Origin of the sequence: Methylocystis sp. SC2 (assembly GCF_000304315.1) — a bacterium.
Classification (GTDB): domain Bacteria; phylum Pseudomonadota; class Alphaproteobacteria; order Rhizobiales; family Beijerinckiaceae; genus Methylocystis.
This window is the reverse complement of record NC_018485.1, coordinates 2949487-2967960: the sequence shown is the minus strand read 5'-3', so window position 1 is coordinate 2967960 and position 18474 is coordinate 2949487. Positions and strand designations below refer to the sequence as shown.

The following is an 18474-nucleotide window of genomic DNA, read 5'->3' as shown; positions in this document are numbered from 1 at the left end:
TCATGAAATATTCGGCAGCAGGAAAGAAGGAACGCGCGATGTTCATGGCCTCGAACCAGTTCAAGGTCGTCAAGGGCTGCGAAGAAACATTCGAAACGGCTTGGCGGGAGACAAGCGTCCGGCTGCGGGAAGCGGCCGGTCTCATCGGCTTTCAATTCCATCGCGGAAAGGAATGCGGTCCGCACGTGCTCTATTTCTCGGTGACCATGTGGGAGACGGAAGAGAACTTCATCGATTGGCGACGCGCCGAACTCTATGGCCCGCCAAGCGGCAGCATTGGACCGCGTTGCGCTTCGAGGCTGGAGGAGTTCGACGCGACCGTCTCCAGAAGCAATCCGCAATAGGCGCCGACGGCGTTTTCTAGGAGAAAAACATGTTGGGAATTGGGGACAGCATACCGCCTTTCGTCGTTACCGGCGTCAAGCCGGGATTTAACGAGATCGAAGAAAACGGCGAGTCAGCCTTCGAAACGCTCTGCGAGACGAGCTTTCCAGGCATGTGGAAAATCATCTTCTTCTATCCGAAGGACTTTACTTTCGTTTGTCCGACGGAAATCGCGGCCTTCGCGCGCCTGTCGAAGGATTTCGCCGAGCGCGACGCCGTCGTTCTCGGCGGCTCGACCGACAATGAGTTCGTGAAGCTTGCCTGGCGGCGCGACCACCGTGACCTGAAGAGCTTGCCGATCTGGCAGTTCGCCGACTCGAGGGGCGATCTGGTCGATGGACTCGGCGTGCGCGCGCCTTCAGGCGTCGCCTATCGCGCCACCTTCGTCGTCGATCCCGACAATGTCATCCAGCATGTCTATGCGACGAATCTCGACGTCGGCCGCGCGCCGGACGACACGCTGCGCGTCCTCGACGCCTTGCGGACCGGCGCGCTTTGCCCCTGCAGCCGGCCGGTCGGCGGAGAAACGCTTATCCCGGCGGCATGACCGCGGACGCGGCGCCCGGCAACTGCAGCGTCAGACATTTCGCGGCGCCGCCCGCCTTCATGAATTCCGAAAGCGGCGTGACGACGGGCGTGAAGCCCGCGTCGAGCAGGCGCGAACGAAGATCGTCGGAACAGGCGTTGAGGAAAACGCGCCCGGCGACTTCGACAGCGTTGCAGGCGAAAGAGAGCGCGTCTTTCTCGCCGACTTCGATCCGCTTCTCCACTGGCGCGACGGCTCGGATCGCTTCCTGTGACGCGATATCGAAGGCCGCTGGGTAATACATCAGCCAGCCGCCGCTCAGCGGGCAGAAGCAGGTGTCGAGATGATAGAAGCGCGGATCGACGAGCTTCAGCGCGACGGCGCGCAGAGCGAAGATCTTTTGTAGATGCTCGGGCGCTTCCTCGCCTGAGCGCCAGCCATATCCGCACCAGACAATGCCCCGCGCGTGATCGAGGAGCGCGTCGCCGGCGCCCTCAAACGGAATGTTCTCCGGCCAGCGTGCGATCGAATAACCCTGCGCTTGGAACCATTCGCAAAACAGCCGCTCTTCGGGCCGCCGCTCCTTGGCGTTGAAACGACTCACGACGGCCGTGTCGCCGATCGCAAGCCCCGCATTGGCGGTGAAGACCATGTCCGGCAGGCCGGGCGTCGGCGCGACGAAGACGATGTCGCTATGCGCCGCCAGCTTGCCGCGCAAGTTCTCCCACTGCGCCTGCGCGCGCGGCAGCGCCGCTTGCCCGATCTGATTTTCCATCCACGGATTGATGATGTAATCGACGCCGAAATGGTCCGGCGCGCACATCAGTATGGCGCTACGCGCAGGCGCAGGCCGTGGCGGCGCCGCCTCGCGCGCGTCGCTTGGCGGGGCGTCGTTCACTACAGCGGCTTCAGCGTCGTAGCTCATCGGCGAACTCTCTTGCATTGAACGACCCTCAGTCATGCGGGCTGTTCCATCCTTACGCGGGTTGCGACGTCTTCCTGCTCCGCGTCGAGCGGATGCAGCAGCGAGAACAGATCCTTCGGGTCAGTCGGCTCCGCGATCAGTTCGATCGCGCGCCCGACGCCGGTCTCCCGCGCAAGATCGCGCAACAGGCGCAACACCGAAAAATCCTCGATGGCGAAACCGACGCTGTCGAAGATCGTGATCGCGTCTTTGGAGGAGCGCCCCGGTCGATGACCCGCAAGAATCTCCCGCAGCTCCGTCACCGGATGTTCCGGGTCGAGTTGCTGAATTTCGCCCTCGCCGCGCGTCTGCGGCGCATATTCGACGAAGATTTCGGAACGCAGCAGCAGTTCCCGCGCAAGCTCGGTCTTGCCTGGGCAGTCGCCGCCGACCGCGTTGATATGGGTTCCCGGCTGAACCATGTCGTCGGCGAGTATCGTGGCGAATTTCTTATCCGCCGTGATGGTCGTGATGATGTCCGCGCCGGATGCGGCGCTGCGCGCGTCGGCGCACCGAATGATCGTTAGGCCGAAGTCCGCCATGTTGCGCTCGAACTTCTCGACGGCGCGAGGGTCGACATCGAAGATACGAAGCTGGTCGACGCCGAGAACGGCGTGAAAGGCGCACGCCTGAAACTCCGATTGGGCGCCAAGACCGATCAGCGCCATCGTCTTGCTGTCGGGTCGCGCGAGATGCGCCGCCGCCAGAGCCGAGGTCGCGCCGGTCCGGAAGGCGGTGGCGAGCGTCATGTCGGCGATGAGCGTCGGATAGCCGGTGTCGACGTCGGCGAGAGCACCGAAGGCGACGACGGTCTGGAGGTTGAAGCGCGCGTTGCCGGGATGACCGTTGACGAATTTGAAGGCGAAAGCCTCGCCGTCGCTCGTCGGCATCAGTTCGATGACGCCGCGCGGCGAATGGCTCGCGTAGCGCGGCGACTTCTCGAACGCGTCCCAGCGGATAAAGTCGCGACGCAGATCGTCGACGAGCCGCAGCCAAAAGCGTCGCGCGCCCACTTCTCCAACGATGCGGGCGATATCTCGCGCGCTGAGAAACGTGACCATGCCTTCTCCCATCGATCCCTCGCGAGAGAGACTAGAACGCGGCGACGCTAATCAAAATCGCCACAAATTCGCGAAATGGCTGGGATTTTGTCATTTCCGGCATAGATATTGACCGTTTCCACAAAGGCATAGGTCATGGACGATCTCGACCACCGACTGATCGCGCTGCTGCGGACAAACGCGCGCGCCTCCTTATCCCAGCTCGCCAAGGCGCTCGGCGTCTCGCGCGGGACCGTCCAGAACCGCCTCGATAAGCTGATCGCGTCCGATGTGATCCTGGGCTTTACGGTTCGGCTGAAAAATCCCGCCGCATCCGATCGCATTCGGGCGATCATGATGGTCGAAGTCTCCGGCAAGAATTCCCGTCGCGTCGCTCAGGCGCTGCGGGGACTCCCGCAGATCCACGCGCTTTACAGCACTAACGGGCCTTTCGACCTCATCGCGGAAATCGAGTGCGCCAATCTCGAGGAATTCGATCGGGTGCTGTCGGGCGTGAGGATGATCGAGGGGATCGCCAGAAGCGAGACGAGCCTGCTGCTTGCGCCCGCATGAACGCGCCTCGCGCAGTTCGGGCGCCTTTCAAGAGCGGAGCGCCCTCCCCGCGCGCGCAGGCGCGGCGCGTCGGCGAACCGTTCGATGTCATTCAGAAGAGCGCCGGCGCCGCCTTGAAGTCGGTCGAACCCAGCCTATCGTCCCCTTCCGCCGCGCGGGGCAGACAGACGCGCGCGATCAGCCCGTTGGGCTCTCGATCGAGCAGCGACACGGTTCCGCCATGGTTGTCGACGAGCGAGCGCACAATCGACAGGCCGAGTCCAAATCCGCTGTGCTCGTCGAGCGTTCGTCCCGGCTGACCGCGAACGAAGGGCTCGAATGCAGTGCTCTTGCCATCCGCTGACATTCCCGGTCCGTCATCGACGACGTCGACCTGGATGAGCCCTCCCGGGCCATCCGCGATGTAGATGTCCACTGTCTTCGCGTGATGCGTCGCGTTTTCGACGAGATTGGTGAAAATGCGCTGCACGTCGCAAAGCGATCCGAAGACCATCTGGCGCCCGCCGCCATGGTAGGTCACATGATGCCCGAGGTCGCAGAACTCGTCCGCGACAGTTTGCAGAACGCTATCGAGATCGACCAGCGAACAGTCGGATTTGTCGTCTCCCTCGGCGCGCAAATACTGCAGATTCTTGAACAGCATTGCGTCCATGAGATCGACGTCGCGCATCATCCGCTGCTGCAGGTTTTGATCCGACACGAACTCGGTTTTCAGCTTCAAGCGCGTGATGATCGTTCGCAAGTCATGGCTGACGGACGCAAGCACATGGGCGCGCGCGGCGATCATCTTGCTGATGCGCGCCTGCATGCGATTGAGCGAGCGGGTCAATTCGCGAACTTCCTGGGGACCTCGCTCCGGGAGCTGCGCTTTCGTATCGACATCGTTCGGAATCTGCTCAGCATATTTTGCAAGCCGTCGCAGCGGCGCCATGATCGCGTTCAGCGCCCAGAACACGAAGATCGCCGTGAATATGATAAAGGACAGCGCCGTTCGCGCGCCCTGAGTCAGGATGAACGGTTCGTCATCGGCATGCTGCCAAAGCCATCGCCATATCGAACCGGGAGATTTTTGATGCTCGGCGATCGAGACCGTCGCATAGCCGCCCTTATGCAATTCGACGGCGAGGACGCCGTAATCTCCAGGCGGTGAACTTTCGACCTCGAACACGTCTGCGCCGTCCCACAACAGCGAGTCGATGTGGCGGATTTCGTTTTCAAAGGCGAGATCGCCGCCGCCCGTCGAAGACGTCGCCGCCGCCGGGCGCGACTCCTGAATCTCGATGCTGGCGTAGGGAACGGCGTGAGAAAGCGCTGAAATGACATCGGCTCTCTCCGAGAGCGGGGCCACGTCCAAAGCGAGAATGATGCTCGCGATGAAATCGCCTTGGTCGACGATGTGCCGCCTGCCGAACACATGGAACATGCCGATAACGATGGTCTGGAACGCCACGATCGACACGAAGATCAGCAGCGTGATTTGCACGGCCAGCTTGTTGAGCCGGAAACGCCAGGGAACGCGAGTAGGGTTCATGCGCGCGCCACGTGAGTGGAGAAAATGTAGCCCTCGGAGCGAACCGTCTGGATGAACGCAGGCTTTTTTGGATCCGCCTCGATCTTCTGGCGAAGCCGGCTGATCAGCACGTCGATGCTGCGCTCGAAGGGTCCGGTCGTCGGGCCATGCGTCATGTTGATCAGCTGCTCACGCGTCAGCACCCGATTGGGATTTTCGCACAAGGCATGCAGCAGATCGAATTCTGCGCCGGTCATGGCCACCTTTATGCCGCAAGGCGCGACGACCTCTCGAGCGAGCACATCGACGCGCCAGCCCGAAAAAAGATACGCTTGCCGCCCAGCGCGCCCGTCGACGGCGTTCGGGGGCTCCGTTCGCCTCAGCACGGCGCGGATGCGCGCCAGCAGCTCGCGCGAATTGAAAGGCTTGACGATGTAATCGTCGGCCCCGAGCTCCAGACCCAATATCTTGTCGATGTCCTCCGACTGCGCCGTCAGGATGATTATAGGGATGCGTCTCTCGGATCGCACCCGCCGGCAGATCGACAATCCGTCTTCGCCGGGAAGATTAAGATCGAGGATCAGCAGGTCATAGGCCCCGGCGCTGAACGCGGCGTCCATCGCCTGGGCGTTCGCCGCCACCTTTGTCTCGATATCATGCGCCGCGAGATAGAGGGAGATGAACTCGCCGATTTCGGCGTCGTCCTCGACGATCAGAATTGAAATGGAAGGGGTCAAGGGAGGCGCTGTCGCTTTCGTTGGTGCTCGTCGAAACCTAATAATGCAGTGTTTCTAGAGTGTTTCCATCAGAAAAAAGGGCGCTGTCCCGCGGCGCTTCAATAGGTCTGGTCTGATCTCGTCGGATTTGGGAAAAGAATCAGAAATAATCTCTGTGGCCTGAAAAACTGGAGAAACATCACAGCCACTGGCCTGTCCTATGTTGCGGCCGCGCTAACCGATCGGCGCCAAGGTTTCGATTGAGCGCGATTGCAAGGACGAACTATGAAAAGCAAGGCTCAGGCTGTCACCCACGACATCGAGGCGGTTGCAACGGAGGCGAGCGCCTCTCACCGCCCCAGTTCATCGTCGCAAGAATGGCAGGGCGCGGACCTCGTTGGGCCCGCCATGGATGAGAATAGCTCAAATCCCGCAGGGACGATTCCAACCCGGTTCACGCCGAAGACCGGCCTCGCCGGATTGGCCGAAAATTGGCGCGCCGACATTCTGTCCGGCTTTCTGGTCTTTCTTATCGCGCTGCCGCTATGCCTCGGCATTTCGATGGCGTCGGGCTTTCCGCCTCAGGCGGGCATCATCACCGCCGTCGTCGGCGGCCTGCTGGTGTCGCGGATCGATGGCTCCTTCGTCACCATCATGGGTCCGGCGGCAGGCCTCATCGTGGTCATTCTGGACTCGGTGCAGGCGCTCGGCGGCGGCGACGCCAAAGCCGGCTATCACTACACCCTGGCGGCGATCGTATGCGCCAGCGTCATTCAGATGCTGATGGGCATCATGAAAGCCGGCAAGATGAGCGCCTTTTTTCCGTCGTCGGCCGTCCATGGCATGTTGGCGGCGATCGGCATCATCATCATGGCCAAGCAGATACACGTCATGCTCGGCGTGAAGCCGGATGCGCAGACTCTGTTCGCAACGATTGGCGCGATTCCCGCAAGCCTTCGCGACATGAATCCGGAAGTCGCCATCATCGGCGGCATCGGGCTCTTGATCCTGATCGCCTGGTCGCTGGTGAAGAATCGCCGACTGAAAATGATCCCTGCGCCGCTTGTCGTCGTGATCATCGGCATGGCGCTCGCGCAATATTTCGATCTCGACGACGAACATATCTATCTGTTCCTGCCGGACACTCCGTTCCTGCCGCATCATGAATTCACGATCGGTCCGAAATTTCTGGTCTCCATCCCCCAGAACTTCCTTTCGGGCTTCGCCTTTCCCGATTTCTCGATGATCCGCACCGGTCTGTTCTGGCAGCAGGTCTTCGCCATCTGTCTCGTTGGCAGCCTGGAGAGCCTGCTCAGCGCCGCGGCGGTGGATAAGCTCGATCCCTATAAGCGCACCTCGGATCTCAACCGCGACGTCGCGGCGGTCGGCTTCGGCAATATCATCTGCGGCCTGATTGGCGGTCTGCCGATGATCGCGGAAATCGTCCGCAGCTCCGCCAATGTGAATAATGGCGCGCGCACGGGATGGGCGAATTTCTTTCACGGACTGTTCCTGCTGATCTTCGTCGCGCTTTTCCCGAGGGTGATTCACGAGATCCCGCTTGCCTCGCTTGCAGCGCTGCTGGTGTTCACCGGCTACCGACTTGCGTCGCCGCTCGAGTTCAAGAAGACGCTGGCGATCGGCTGGGACCAGCTTGCCGTCTTCGTGATTACCATCGTCGGCGTGCTGGCGACGGACCTGCTTATCGGCGTCGCCATCGGCATCGCCGCCGAGTTCCTGTTCCACTTCTGGCGGAGCGTCAATTGGGGACAGGTCTTCAAGCTGCGTCGCGACATCGTGGAGAGCGCGCCCGGCGTCTATCAGGTCAAAATCGGCGGCGCGGCCTTCTTCGCCAACTACCTCGCGCTTAAGGGCGACCTCGCAAAGCTCCCAAAGGGGAAGACGGTCATCTTTGATCTCTCGGAATCCTGGTGCGTCGACCATACGGTGATGGAGAACCTTCATCACTTTTGCGAGGACTATGAAGCAAATGGCGGCCGCGCAGAGATTTGCGGATTGGATCAACACGTCGCGACGTCAAAGCATCCTCTCGCGCCGCGCAAGCGCGCCGCCTGAGTCCCTGAGCGTCTCGGGCAAGGTCGACCGACGAAGGCCACGTCGACTGAAAGGTGACAAGAATGCCGCTCTACCTCGCGCTGACTTGTGTCAGCGCCCTGCTCGCCGTCAGCATCTACGCGATAGTCGACAGGCGGAACCACGACGTCAGCCGAAACGTCTACCGCTTTTGCATCGGCCTCTGCGGCGTTCTCTTCCTCGCTGCGGTCATGCCGAGGGGCGCTCACGTCGTTTCGACGGCCTTGCCGCTCGGACTGCCGTGGATCGGCATGCATTTTCGCATCGACGTCCTGACCGCCTTTTTTCTCGCGGTCGTCAATCTGGGCGGCGCGGCGGCCAGCGCTTATGCGATCGGCTATGGCGCGCATGAGAAAGAGCCGATGCGCGTGCTGCCGTTCTATCCAGCTTTTCTCGCTGGCATGAACCTCGTCGTGCTGGCCGACGACGCCTTCACCTTTCTCGTCGCCTGGGAGTTCATGTCGCTTGCTTCATGGGCGCTCGTGCTGACGCATCATCATGAGGAGGAGAACAGGCGCGCCGGCTTCGTCTATTTGTTGATGGCGAGCTTCGGCGGTTTTGCGCTGCTGATGGCGTTCGGCATTCTTGGCGGCGTCGGCGGCGCCTATGACTTCGCCTCGATTCGCGAGTCAACCAAGGAGGGATGGAAGGCGGGCCTCGTCCTGGCTCTCGCGATCGTCGGCATGGGATCCAAGGCCGGACTCGCGCCCTTGCATATCTGGCTCCCGCTCGCCCATCCCGCGGCGCCGAGCCACGTATCGGCGCTGATGAGCGGCGTTATGACGAAGGTCGCCGTCTACGGCTTCATTCGCGTCGTGTTCGATTTGCTCGGCCCGCCCGCCTTCTGGTGGTCGATCGAGCCGATGAGCTTTGGCGCGGCGAGCGCCCTCATCGGCGTTCTCTTCGCGACGATTCAGAGCGATCTGAAGAGGCTGCTCGCCTACAGCACCATCGAGAACATCGGCATCATCTTCATCGCGCTCGGTCTTGCCTTGGCGTTCAAGGCCAATGGCATGGCGCTGCCGGCCGCGCTCGCCTTCACTGCCGCGCTCTTTCACGTTTTCAATCATTCACTGTTCAAGAGCCTGCTGTTTTTTGGCGCCGGCGCGGTATTGAACGCGAGCGGCGAAAGAAGCATCGAACGCCTCGGCGGTCTTATTCACGCCATGCCGAAAACGGCGGTCTTTTTTCTCGGCGGCTGCGTCGCCATCGCCGCCCTGCCGCCGCTGAACGGCTTCGTCTCGGAATGGCTGGTCTTTCAGGCGATCCTGCTGAGCCCCGCGCTGCCGCAATGGACCGTGAAGCTCCTCGTTCCGGCGGTCGGCGTGGCGCTGGCGCTGAGCGCGGCGCTCGGCGCGGGCTGTTACATACGCGCTTATGGCGTCGCTTTTCTAGGGCGCCCCCGCAGCGAAGCGGCGCGCGCGGCGCACGACCCGGATCGCTGGTCGCTCGCGACCATGGCGGTTTTGCTGACGCTGTGCCTCACGGCCGGTCTGCTGCCGAGCCTCCTCATCGACACGATCTCGCCCGTGGCGAAAGATTTTGTCGGCGGCCGCATGCCGACGCAGGCTGAACTCTCCTGGCTCTCGATCGCGCCGATCGCCGAAAGCCGCAGCTCCTACAATGGGCTTCTGGTCTTCGTGTTCATTCTCTTCTCCGCGTATTCGGCGAGATGGGTCATCCACAAATTTGGCGCGACGCGGTCGCGGCGCGCGCCGGCCTGGGACTGCGGCTTCATCGAAACCAGCCCCATGACGCAATACACAGGCAGCAGCTTCGCGCAGCCGATCCGGCGCACCCTTGGCGTCATCGCCTTTTCGGTGCGGGAGCGCCTCGACATGCCCGCGCCTGGCGATACGCGGGCGGCGCGCTTGAGCGTCGACATCAAGGATCGGATCTTCGACTATCTCTATGCGCCGCTCACGCGGGCGGTTGAGTCCTGCGCCGCCGGGCTGAACATCCTCAGTCTCCTGACGATCCAGGAATATCTCGCGCTGGTTTTCGCGGCGCTCGTCTTCCTCCTGGTCCTGGTGGCGATATGACGCTTCTTTTCAACATCCTGGCGCAGAGCGTCCAAATGCTTTTGGTGCTTGCGCTCGCGCCGCTGCTTATCGGCTTCCTTCGAAAGCTGAAGGCGCGCCTCTTGCGCCGCAAAGGGCCGCCGATCATCCAACCCTGGCGCGATCTCATCCGGTTGCTGCGCAAGGACGTCGTCCTCGCCGAGAATGCTTCGTGGCTTTACCGCGCTGCGCCCTATCTCATCTTCGCGATGACATGGGTCGCCGCATCGCTCGTGCCGACGTTCGCCACGGGACTGACGTTCAGCTGGTCGGCCGATCTCATCGCCATCATCGCCCTGCTCGGCAGCGCCCGTTTTTTCCTTGCGCTCGCCGGCATGGACATTGGAACGAGTTTTGGCGGCATCGGCTCAAGCCGCGAGGCGATGTTCGGCTCGCTCGCGGAGCCGGCGATGATGATGATCGTCTTCACCGTCTCGTTTGTCGCCGGAACGACGCAGCTCTCTGAAATTGCGGCCTATATGGCCGGAAATCTGGAATTGCGCGCCTCGGTGGGGATGGCGCTCGTTGCGCTCCTCATCGTCGCCATCGCAGAGAATGGACGGATCCCCGTCGATAATCCGGCGACCCATCTCGAGCTGACGATGGTGCATGAGGCGATGGTTCTCGAATATTCCGGGCGCTATCTCGCGCTCATTGAACTCGCCTCGGCGCTCAAGCTGCTCCTTTATCTCTCGCTCATCGCCTGCGTCTTTTTCCCCGTTGGGCTCGCCTCGCATGACGCGGGCGCAAAAGCGATGATGATTGGGCTTTGCGCTTACGTCCTGAAGCTGGCGATCGGCGGCGGCGCGCTTGCGCTGTTCGAGACGACCACGGCCAAGATGCGCATCTTCCGCGTTCCCGACTTTCTCGGCGCGGGGCTGATGCTTGGCCTCCTCGCGACGCTGCTCGTTTTTGTGACACGGAGTCTCTGATGGAGCTTTTGACAATCGACATCGCCCATGTGCTGGCGGGCGCGCTCCTGCTGACGAGCTTCATGCTGCTGTATCAGGACCGACTGTCGGGGCTCATCAATATCTACACGCTCCACGCCGTCATTCTGTCGCTGTCGGTCGCCTGGCAGGCCTATTACCAGGACGCACATCATCTCTATCTAACGGCCGCCATCGCGGCGATCTTCAAGGCGCTGATCATTCCCTTCAGCCTCCGCCGAATCATCAAGCGCTTGGGCATCCACCGCACCGTGGAGGTCGTTGGCGGCGTCGGCGTCACCATGCTTATCGGCATATTTCTCGTGGCGCTGTCGCTCGTCGTCATGCTGCCGGCGACCGCCTCCGCCGATCCGCTGTCGCGCGAGGACATCGCATTCGCCTTGGCGATCGTGCTGCTGGGGCTGTTGATGATGGTGACGCGGCGCAACGTCGTGAGCCAGATTATCGGCTTCATGTCGCTGGAAAATGGTCTGGTTTTGGCGGCGGCGGGGGCGAACGGCATGCCGCTCGTCGTCGAGATCAGCGTCGCATTTTCCATTCTCATCGCCTTCATCGTGATCGGCATCTTCCTGTTCCGCATCCGCGAGCGATTCGACAACGTCGACCTTTCTGAACTCGATCGCGTGCGTGGAGGACGTTCATGAGTTCCGATCTTTTGCTGGTGTCGAACGCGCTTGTGGGCATTCCCGCCGCCGCGGCCATCGCGGTCGCGCTTGAACCGGTCTACCGACGCTCGGCGATCATCAATCTCTGCGCCTCCGGCGCGACGTTTCTCTTCGCGCTTGTGCTTCTCGTCGTCGAGCCCGAAAGCGGCGGCTATCTCTTTGTCGATGATCTCAACATCGTCTTTGTCGTGCTCTCGACCTTCATCGGCTTCACCACGAGCGTCTATAGCGCGAGCTATATCGATCATGAGATCGAAACCGGCCGGCTGACCACGAAAAACGTCCGCTTCTATCACGCGATGTATCAGTCGCTGATGTGCGCGATGAATCTGGCGCTGCTCGCCAGCAACATCGGCCTCATGTGGGTCGCGGTCGAGGTCGCGACCCTGACGACCGTGTTGATGGTCGGCATCTACCGCACGCCGCATGCGCTCGAGGCCGCTTGGAAATATTTCATCCTCGGCAGCGTCGGGATCGCGCTGGCGCTTTTTGGCACGATCCTCATTTACATGGCGGCCGAGCCGGTGCTGGGGCAGGGCTATGACGCCATGGTCTGGAAGACGCTGATGTCGCAGGCGCCGCAGTTCAATCCGCGGATGCTCAACGTCGCCTTCGTGTTCCTGATGCTCGGCTACGGCACCAAGGTGGGGCTGGCGCCGATGCACGCCTGGCTTCCGGATGCGCATGCGGAAGGCCCGACGCCGATCTCGGCGGTCTTGTCCGGACTCCTGCTCAATGTCGCGCTCTACGCGGTGCTGCGGTTCAAGATGCTGCTGACGGCGAATGCGGCGGCGATTACGCCAGGCCCGCTGATGATCACGCTCGGCCTTGCATCTCTCATCATGGCGGCCTTCATGCTTTACCGCCGCGGCGACATCAAGCGGCTGTTCGCCTACTCCTCCATCGAGCACATGGGCATCATCGCCTTCGCTTTCGGCATGGGCGGACCGCTCGCCAATTTCGCCGGTCTGCTGCACATGACGATGCACAGCCTGACGAAGTCCGCGATCTTCTTCTCGGTCGGTCACATCGCGCAGGTCAAGGGCACGCAGAGAATCGCCGACATCAGAGGGCTGACGCAGAGCCAGCCGGCGCTCGGCTGGTCCCTCGTCGCCGGCGTCGTCGCCATCATCGGCCTGCCGCCGCTGGGCATCTTCATGAGCGAATTTCTCGTCGTGAGTTCGACCTTCGCGCGCCAGCCGCTCCTGGCTATTCCGCTGGTTTTCGGCCTGCTGCTGGCGTTTGGCGCCCTGCTGTTGCGGCTCACCGGGATGGCGTTCGGCGCGCCAAGCCACGACCAAGGCGAGGTGAAGGCTTCGATGTGGCCTGTCTACGCGCATCTCTCGCTTGTGCTGCTGGCGGGAACCTATCTCCCCTCTGACGTCGTGACCTGGTTCCAGAATGTCGCGCGGCTGTTGGGTTGAGTTCGAAGGATGAAAAGATGAACTTCGCCAGCAAACAGATAGCGGCCCAGCCGTCGCCGCCGACATGCCTGCCCTGGCCGCGCGAGATCGTCGACAGACCTGGCTGGCTCGCTCTTACCGAAAGTCTTGTGACGGGCGAGCGCGAACTCCTCAGCCTTTGGGGCGAAAGTTCGAGCGTTCACATGGCGGTGCTCGACGAGCGGGAGCCCCGCCTGCGCATCATCACATTGGAGTGCCCTGAAGGCTCCTTTCCATCGGTCGGGCGATTGCATCCGCCGGCGTTGAGGCTCGAGCGCGCGATCCGCGATCTTTATGGCCTGCGAGCCGAAAATGCGCCCGACGAGCGGCGTTGGCTCGATCATGGCCGCTGGGGCGTGCGCCATCCCTGCAGCGCGCCCGAAACGATCGACTCCGCCAATGACGCCTACGCGTTTCTTCCCGCGGAAGGCGAACCGCTCCACCAGATAGCGGTCGGACCCGTGCACGCCGGCATTATCGAGCCCGGCCACTTCCGCTTTTCAGCCAATGGCGAAACCGTCGTGCGGCTTGAGGAGCGGCTTGGCTTCGTTCACAAGGGCGTCGACCAGCTGATGACCGGCGCCTCGATGGAGCGCGCCGGGCGTCTCGCGGCGCGCGTGTCCGGCGACAGCACGGTCGCCTATAGCCTCGCCTTTTCGCAGGCGATCGAAGCGGCGTTCGACGTCAAAGTTCCGCCGCGCGCGACATATCTGCGCGCGCTGATGGCTGAACTCGAACGGCTCGCCAATCATTTCGGCGATATCGGCGGCATCTGCAACGACGCGGCCTTCGCACTGATGCATGCGCAATGCGGCATCGTCCGCGAACGCATTTTGAGGGAGGCAGCGAGCTGTTTCGGACACCGCCTGATGATGGATCGCATCGCGCCGGGCGGCGTTCTCGTCGATTTGGAGCAAAAGAACGTCACGGCGCTTTTCACGCTGATCGAGTGGATCGAACTCATGACTCCGCGGCTGATCGCGCTCTTCGGCGACACGACGTCGCTGCAGGATCGGACCGTCGGAACTGGCGTCGTCAGCGAGGCGCTCGCAAAGCAATATGCCTGCGGGGGCTATGTCGGACGCGCCTCCGGCCGGACATTCGACGCGCGCAAGGCGATCGGCTACGCCCCCTACTCGCAGCTGAGGTTTGAGATCGGCGCCTCGAAGGAAGGCGACGTCGACGCGCGCGTCTGGGTCCGGTTCGATGAGATCAGAGCCTCGCTGCGAATCGTCAGACAGATTCTCGACGAAGCGCCGCAGGGGCCGACCATCGCCGCCTGGGCGCTGCCGGAGGACTGGACGCGCGAAGGCGCCGCGCTCGTCGAAGGATTCCGCGGCGATATATTTGTCTGGTTGCGCATCCGCGCCGACGGCGTGGTGCAGCGCTGTCATTTGCGCGATCCGTCCTGGTTCCAGTGGCCGCTGCTCGAAGCGGCGATCAAGGACAACATCGTCGCCGACTTCCCCCTCTGCAACAAATCCTTCAACTGTTCCTACTCGGGGCATGATCTCTAGGACTCGCGCGCGATGCAGAAATTCTTGCTTCAGGGCTTGCTCCGCCGCGCTCTGACCGAACACGCCCCTATTCCGAATGCGGCGTCGATCGCCGAGCTCGGCTACACGCTGGGGCGCGCCGCGCGCCGAAAACTGGGCCGCAGCCTGTCGATCCGCGAAGTCGACGCGGGCTCCTGCAATGGCTGCGAGCTGGAGATCCACGCGCTGAGCAACGCCTATTACGATCTCGAGAGATTCGGCCTGCGCTTCGTGGCGTCGCCGCGTCACGCCGACGTCCTGCTCGTCACCGGGCCGGTGACGAAAAACATGCGCGAAGCGCTTGAGCGCACCTATGCGGCGACGCCGGATCCGAAATGGGTGATCGCCGTCGGCGACTGCGCCTTTGACGGCGGCGTTTATTGCGAGAGCTACGCATGCGTGGGCGCCGTCGCGAACGTCGTCCCGGTCGATCTCCATATTCGCGGCTGCCCGCCTGATCCCACAACGCTGCTCAAAGGGCTGATCGCCTTCGTTGAAACGATGAGCTGAACGACGCGGGCGAGTCCTGTTGAAGATGGCCGCCGCCAGAAGCATGGCGACGGCCACTTTTGCGAAACGCACGGGCAATATTTGAGACCACGGAGATAAACACGGGAAAAATTGGCGCATAAAAACTTGGCTAGAACGCAAGCGTGGAGATGTAAGAGGACCCGCCAATGCGAATGCGCCAGAGCGCCAAGGTTTGTTTTCGAGTTGAACCCTTCTGGAGCGACGCAACCGCGGGGACCCATTTACTTAGAGACGTCAAGCGTTCGGCGATTGCGCTTACGGCTGCTGGCGTCGTGGCTCTATTGCCGGCGCATCGCGCGATGGCCATGACGGACAAGGAGCAGCTGCAAATGCTCCTTGCTCAGGTGAAGCAACTTAAAGCCCGCATGGATAAGAAGGACCGAGACGAGCAGGAGCGTCGCCGGACCGAAACAGCAAATGCTCGCGATGCGAACGTCAGGGGGACGGCGCTGACGCCGGCCGCCGCCGTCGCCATTCCGAAAATCCCAGATAAGTTCGTCTACAAGGGTCTGGAGATCATCCCGGGCGGCTTTCTGGCGCTCGAGTCGGTCTGGCGCAACCACTGGGTCGGCGCCGACGTCGCCACGCCCTTCAACGCCATTCCCTATGGCTTCTCGACAGCGGGGCATACGGACGAGTTTCACTTCAGCGCCCGCGCGACGCGCCCCGCTCTCCTCGTGCGCGGCGATCTCAGTCCCACGACGCATATCCAGGGCTATTTCGAAACGGACTTCCTCGGCGCGGCCCAGACGGCGAACGCGAACCAGAGCAACTCGTATAATCTTCGCATTCGGCAGGCCTATACGAATATCGACAATGACGATTATGGGCTTCATTTCGCGGCGGGTCAGACCTGGTCGCTCGTAACGATGAATACGCTCGGGACCCGGCCGGATACGTCATTGCAGCCGCCGACGATCGATCCCAATTATATGCCGGGCTATGTCTGGGACCGAAACCCTGGCATCCGCATCTACAAGGACTTCGGAAAGCAGTTCTGGTTGGCCTTCGCCGCTGAAGGATCAGCCAACACGTTTGCAACGCCCGGCCCGGCATTCGGCAATGTCTCGACGCTGCTTCCCAACAATCTCGGAATCCCCGCGCCCGCTCTACTCGCCTTGGCGACGAACGGCGGCTCGCTCAACACCTTGGACACTTATTCGTTCAATCGACTTCCCGATCTCGTCGGCAAGGCCGCATGGGACGCGCCATTAGGCGACCGCACGGTGCATCTGGAAGCGTTCGGGGTGGCGCGTGAGATGACCGAGCGCCTCTACTTCGGCAATCATCGTATCTGGACTGGCGCCGTCGGCGCCGGCGCGATTATCCCGATCATTCCCAAGGTCCTGGAATTCCAAGTGTCGGGCATGGTCGGACGCGGCGTCGGCCGCCTCGCATCGAGTCAGCTTCCCGACGCGACCTATTCGGCTTTCGGCGCGCTCCAGCCGCTCTACCAGCGAAGCCTCCTCGTCGGCGCAACGCTGCATCCGACGCCGCAAACCGATGTTTTTGCATTCGCAGGAGGCGACATCGCCGGCAAAAATCCGCAGGTCGCCGCCGTCAACGGCACGATCTTCGCCGGCGGATATGGCAATCCGCTTTATAACAATATCGGCTGCGGCCTGGAAAATCCGATATCGCAGACTGCGCTGGGGGTCTCCGCAGCCGTGTCGCTCGCCGCGCTCGGCAATCCGCTTTTCAATTGTTCCGGGCAGACCCACGCGCTACGCGAAATCACCACTGGCGCCTGGCATACGTTCTACGAGGGACCGGCCGGCAAAATCAGAGTCGGCGTGCAGTTCGCCCATATCATTCGCAACGGCTTCGTCGGGGTCGGCGGCGCGCCGCACGGCTCGGAAAACACCGTCTTGACGAGCTTCCGCTACTTTCCCTTCTAGAGCGCTTTCCGATCACATGGAATCGTGCGATCGATCAGGAATCGCTCGAAATCAAAATGGCGGAGCAGGTTCTCATCGAAAAAGCCTGTCAACTTTTTCGGAACCTGCTCGTCTTATGACTTTCCGCGCCGCTTGGGCGACGCAAGCCTCTGCGCCGCGCCGTGATTACGGCTTTAAGGGCGCTTCTCCCACGCGCTTCATTGTTCGAAAGCCCATATCCGGCTCCAGTCGCTCTTCATGCTGATGACGAACCATCCTCGCCGCTTCGCCTCGTCATACAAAGACTGAGGAAACGTCCCAATTCTGGTGTCAGGCAATCCGAGCGCTGGGCCATAGGCGTATTCGCGCTTGGCGTCGTCGTGCAAAACCAACATGCCAAACCGCGCGCCGTCCCCGGACGTCGTGTATTCGAGCATCTGCCGGTCGCCCGTTGAATTTCCGAACGCGGCGCGCGGACGACGACCGATCATCAAATGGATGGCCTCGGGCTTGCCGGCGCCGACGTCGCTGAGCAGCGTTTCGGGGCTCTCGATCAGAACGGGACGCCCGCGCTTGTCATAATGATAGCTTGCGCTCTCCAGAGTCCCGACAACCTGCTCGGGCGGAACGCCATAGGTCTGCTCTGCATAGACTCGCACGAAATCCTGCCCGCCTCCGGTGACGATGTAAGTCTTATAGCCATTGGCGCGTAGATGCTTCATCAGCTCGAGCATCGGCAGATACGTCAGCTCGGTGTAGCGGCGGCCCCAGCGCGGGTGTCTCGCTGTCTCAAGCCATCTCTCCGCATCCGCTCTAAACCGCTCTACGCTCATGCCGCTGGACTGCACGGCCATGATCTTGATGAGGTCCTTCGTGGAAAGCTTCGCGATAGCCTCCATGTTGCGCGAGAGCGCTGTCTTGAAGGGCTCGATCTTCGCAAGCGCCGGTCTTGCCTTTACGACGGCAGGCAGGCGATCCAGACAATACATCAACTGCGGGTATATCGGATGGGACGCCCAGAGCGTGCCATCCTGATCGAAGACCGCGATGCGCTCCTCGGGCGGCACGAATTTCGTATTGGACGGATCGGTCGTCGCTCGAATGAATTCGACGATTGCATATTTCGTCGGAGCTTCGTTCCATGACGGAAGCGGATCGCTTCCCGCTCTGACAGACGATCCCGCCAACAGGAATGTTGTGGCCATCACAGCGATCAGGAAGCTCAATCGAACCAGCGTTTTCATCATTCCCCCTGATAGGCTGACCGCTCGTCCAAGAAGCGCCTCCGACGAGGTCGCATGTCTGCATGAACGGATGGTCGACGGCAGACGATGCACGCGCCGATCTATAAGCGATTTACACGATTGATTGTATTGCCCTTCGCGGGCGGACATACGTCTCCGCTGAGGAGCAGCTGCTTCGCAGACGATCAACTGAAAGCGCGAAGCGCCGCGACAAATTTGCAACGCTCGGCGCAATTCGTCGACGAAAGACGCGATAAAATCGGAACAGAGATTGATTTCAGTCGTTGTTAGGATGACGTTCTAGACAGGTTGTTCAGTGGTCCTTCTCTAAAGAAGGAGATTTCCGATGACCACCAGGAAGCT

General features: G+C 61.6%; 16 protein-coding genes. 11 read left to right on the top strand and 5 right to left on the bottom strand.

Annotation, left to right across the window (positions count from 1 at the left end; all coding sequences use genetic code 11):
* The first annotated feature begins 2 nt into the window (after positions 1 to 2).
* Both BN69_RS14360 and BN69_RS14355 read left to right on the top strand, forming a co-directional pair.
* The gene (locus BN69_RS14360; protein WP_148277130.1) at positions 3 to 344 is read left to right on the top strand and encodes an antibiotic biosynthesis monooxygenase family protein; all 342 of its coding nucleotides are present in this window, start codon (positions 3 to 5) and stop codon (positions 342 to 344) included.
* A 29-nt stretch (positions 345 to 373) separates the two neighbouring features.
* On the top strand, positions 374 to 931 hold the full coding sequence (locus BN69_RS14355) for a peroxiredoxin (RefSeq protein WP_014892357.1): 558 nt from the start codon (positions 374 to 376) through the stop codon (positions 929 to 931).
* Here the strand turns inward: BN69_RS14355 and BN69_RS14350 are convergent.
* Complete coding sequence (locus tag BN69_RS14350) at positions 915 to 1835, bottom strand: dimethylarginine dimethylaminohydrolase family protein (protein WP_244434966.1); 921 nt, start codon at positions 1833 to 1835, stop codon at positions 915 to 917. The two genes, BN69_RS14355 and BN69_RS14350, sit on opposite strands and share 17 nt — an antisense overlap.
* Before the next feature lie 32 nt (positions 1836 to 1867).
* Positions 1868 to 2935: an ornithine cyclodeaminase gene (locus BN69_RS14345; RefSeq protein ID WP_014892355.1), complete on the bottom strand. Its 1068-nt coding sequence runs from the start codon at positions 2933 to 2935 to the stop codon at positions 1868 to 1870.
* A gap of 135 nt (positions 2936 to 3070) precedes the next feature.
* Between BN69_RS14345 and BN69_RS14340 the strand changes: the two genes are divergently transcribed.
* The gene (locus BN69_RS14340) at positions 3071 to 3487 is read left to right on the top strand and encodes an Lrp/AsnC family transcriptional regulator (protein ID WP_014892354.1); all 417 of its coding nucleotides are present in this window, start codon (positions 3071 to 3073) and stop codon (positions 3485 to 3487) included.
* Between the two features lie 91 nt (positions 3488 to 3578).
* On the opposite strand, the gene BN69_RS14335 is transcribed toward BN69_RS14340, so the two are convergent.
* Together BN69_RS14335 and BN69_RS14330 are read right to left on the bottom strand one after the other, a co-directional pair.
* Positions 3579 to 5018, bottom strand: a complete 1440-nt coding sequence (locus BN69_RS14335; protein ID WP_014892353.1) for an ATP-binding protein — start codon at positions 5016 to 5018, stop codon at positions 3579 to 3581.
* On the bottom strand, positions 5015 to 5734 hold the full coding sequence (locus tag BN69_RS14330; protein ID WP_014892352.1) for a response regulator: 720 nt from the start codon (positions 5732 to 5734) through the stop codon (positions 5015 to 5017). The genes BN69_RS14335 and BN69_RS14330 overlap by 4 nt, the downstream gene beginning before the upstream one ends.
* Before the next feature lie 264 nt (positions 5735 to 5998).
* Here BN69_RS14330 and BN69_RS14325 point away from each other — a divergent pair, with 264 nt between their 5' ends.
* The 8 genes from BN69_RS14325 to BN69_RS14290 all read left to right on the top strand — a co-directional run bounded on the left by BN69_RS14325 (position 5999) and on the right by BN69_RS14290 (position 16888).
* A complete protein-coding gene (locus BN69_RS14325) occupies positions 5999 to 7789 on the top strand; it encodes a SulP family inorganic anion transporter (RefSeq protein WP_014892351.1) in 1791 nt (596 codons plus the stop codon).
* A gap of 62 nt (positions 7790 to 7851) precedes the next feature.
* Positions 7852 to 9849, top strand: a complete 1998-nt coding sequence (gene hyfB / locus BN69_RS14320) for a hydrogenase 4 subunit B (RefSeq protein WP_014892350.1) — start codon at positions 7852 to 7854, stop codon at positions 9847 to 9849.
* A complete protein-coding gene (locus BN69_RS14315; RefSeq protein ID WP_014892349.1) occupies positions 9846 to 10799 on the top strand; it encodes a respiratory chain complex I subunit 1 family protein in 954 nt (317 codons plus the stop codon). Before hyfB ends, BN69_RS14315 begins: the two co-directional genes overlap by 4 nt.
* Positions 10799 to 11461, top strand: coding sequence for a hydrogenase-4 component E (locus BN69_RS14310; protein ID WP_014892348.1), 663 nt, complete (start codon positions 10799 to 10801; stop codon positions 11459 to 11461). The genes BN69_RS14315 and BN69_RS14310 overlap by 1 nt, the downstream gene beginning before the upstream one ends.
* A complete protein-coding gene (locus BN69_RS14305) occupies positions 11458 to 12906 on the top strand; it encodes a hydrogenase 4 subunit F (RefSeq protein ID WP_014892347.1) in 1449 nt (482 codons plus the stop codon). Before BN69_RS14310 ends, BN69_RS14305 begins: the two co-directional genes overlap by 4 nt.
* 17 nt (positions 12907 to 12923) lie before the next feature.
* A complete protein-coding gene (locus BN69_RS14300) occupies positions 12924 to 14441 on the top strand; it encodes a hydrogenase large subunit (RefSeq protein ID WP_244434965.1) in 1518 nt (505 codons plus the stop codon).
* 12 nt (positions 14442 to 14453) lie between these two features.
* Positions 14454 to 14969 (top strand): NADH-quinone oxidoreductase subunit B family protein, encoded by a 516-nt coding sequence (locus BN69_RS14295; protein ID WP_014892345.1) that lies wholly within the window; start codon positions 14454 to 14456, stop codon positions 14967 to 14969.
* 320 nt (positions 14970 to 15289) lie between these two features.
* Positions 15290 to 16888 (top strand): hypothetical protein, encoded by a 1599-nt coding sequence (locus BN69_RS14290; protein ID WP_244434964.1) that lies wholly within the window; start codon positions 15290 to 15292, stop codon positions 16886 to 16888.
* Between the two features lie 197 nt (positions 16889 to 17085).
* On the opposite strand, the gene BN69_RS14285 is transcribed toward BN69_RS14290, so the two are convergent.
* Positions 17086 to 18072, bottom strand: coding sequence for an HAD family hydrolase (locus BN69_RS14285; protein ID WP_244434963.1), 987 nt, complete (start codon positions 18070 to 18072; stop codon positions 17086 to 17088).
* Positions 18073 to 18474: the final 402 nt, after the last annotated feature.

Bases quoted from the DNA above. Each gene is read 5' to 3' on its own strand.
- BN69_RS14360 (WP_148277130.1), top strand. From the start codon at position 3: ATGAAATATTCGGCAGCAGGAAAGAAGGAACGCGCGATGTTCATGGCC.
- BN69_RS14355 (WP_014892357.1), top strand. From the start codon at position 374: ATGTTGGGAATTGGGGACAGCATACCGCCTTTCGTCGTTACCGGCGTC.
- BN69_RS14350 (WP_244434966.1), bottom strand. From the start codon at position 1,835: ATGAGCTACGACGCTGAAGCCGCTGTAGTGAACGACGCCCCGCCAAGC.
- BN69_RS14345 (WP_014892355.1), bottom strand. From the start codon at position 2,935: ATGGTCACGTTTCTCAGCGCGCGAGATATCGCCCGCATCGTTGGAGAA.
- BN69_RS14340 (WP_014892354.1), top strand. From the start codon at position 3,071: ATGGACGATCTCGACCACCGACTGATCGCGCTGCTGCGGACAAACGCG.
- BN69_RS14335 (WP_014892353.1), bottom strand. From the start codon at position 5,018: ATGAACCCTACTCGCGTTCCCTGGCGTTTCCGGCTCAACAAGCTGGCC.
- BN69_RS14325 (WP_014892351.1), top strand. From the start codon at position 5,999: ATGAAAAGCAAGGCTCAGGCTGTCACCCACGACATCGAGGCGGTTGCA.
- hyfB (WP_014892350.1), top strand. From the start codon at position 7,852: ATGCCGCTCTACCTCGCGCTGACTTGTGTCAGCGCCCTGCTCGCCGTC.
- BN69_RS14315 (WP_014892349.1), top strand. From the start codon at position 9,846: ATGACGCTTCTTTTCAACATCCTGGCGCAGAGCGTCCAAATGCTTTTG.
- BN69_RS14310 (WP_014892348.1), top strand. From the start codon at position 10,799: ATGGAGCTTTTGACAATCGACATCGCCCATGTGCTGGCGGGCGCGCTC.
- BN69_RS14305 (WP_014892347.1), top strand. From the start codon at position 11,458: ATGAGTTCCGATCTTTTGCTGGTGTCGAACGCGCTTGTGGGCATTCCC.
- BN69_RS14300 (WP_244434965.1), top strand. From the start codon at position 12,924: ATGAACTTCGCCAGCAAACAGATAGCGGCCCAGCCGTCGCCGCCGACA.
- BN69_RS14295 (WP_014892345.1), top strand. From the start codon at position 14,454: ATGCAGAAATTCTTGCTTCAGGGCTTGCTCCGCCGCGCTCTGACCGAA.
- BN69_RS14290 (WP_244434964.1), top strand. From the start codon at position 15,290: ATGGCCATGACGGACAAGGAGCAGCTGCAAATGCTCCTTGCTCAGGTG.
- BN69_RS14285 (WP_244434963.1), bottom strand. From the start codon at position 18,072: ATGGCCACAACATTCCTGTTGGCGGGATCGTCTGTCAGAGCGGGAAGC.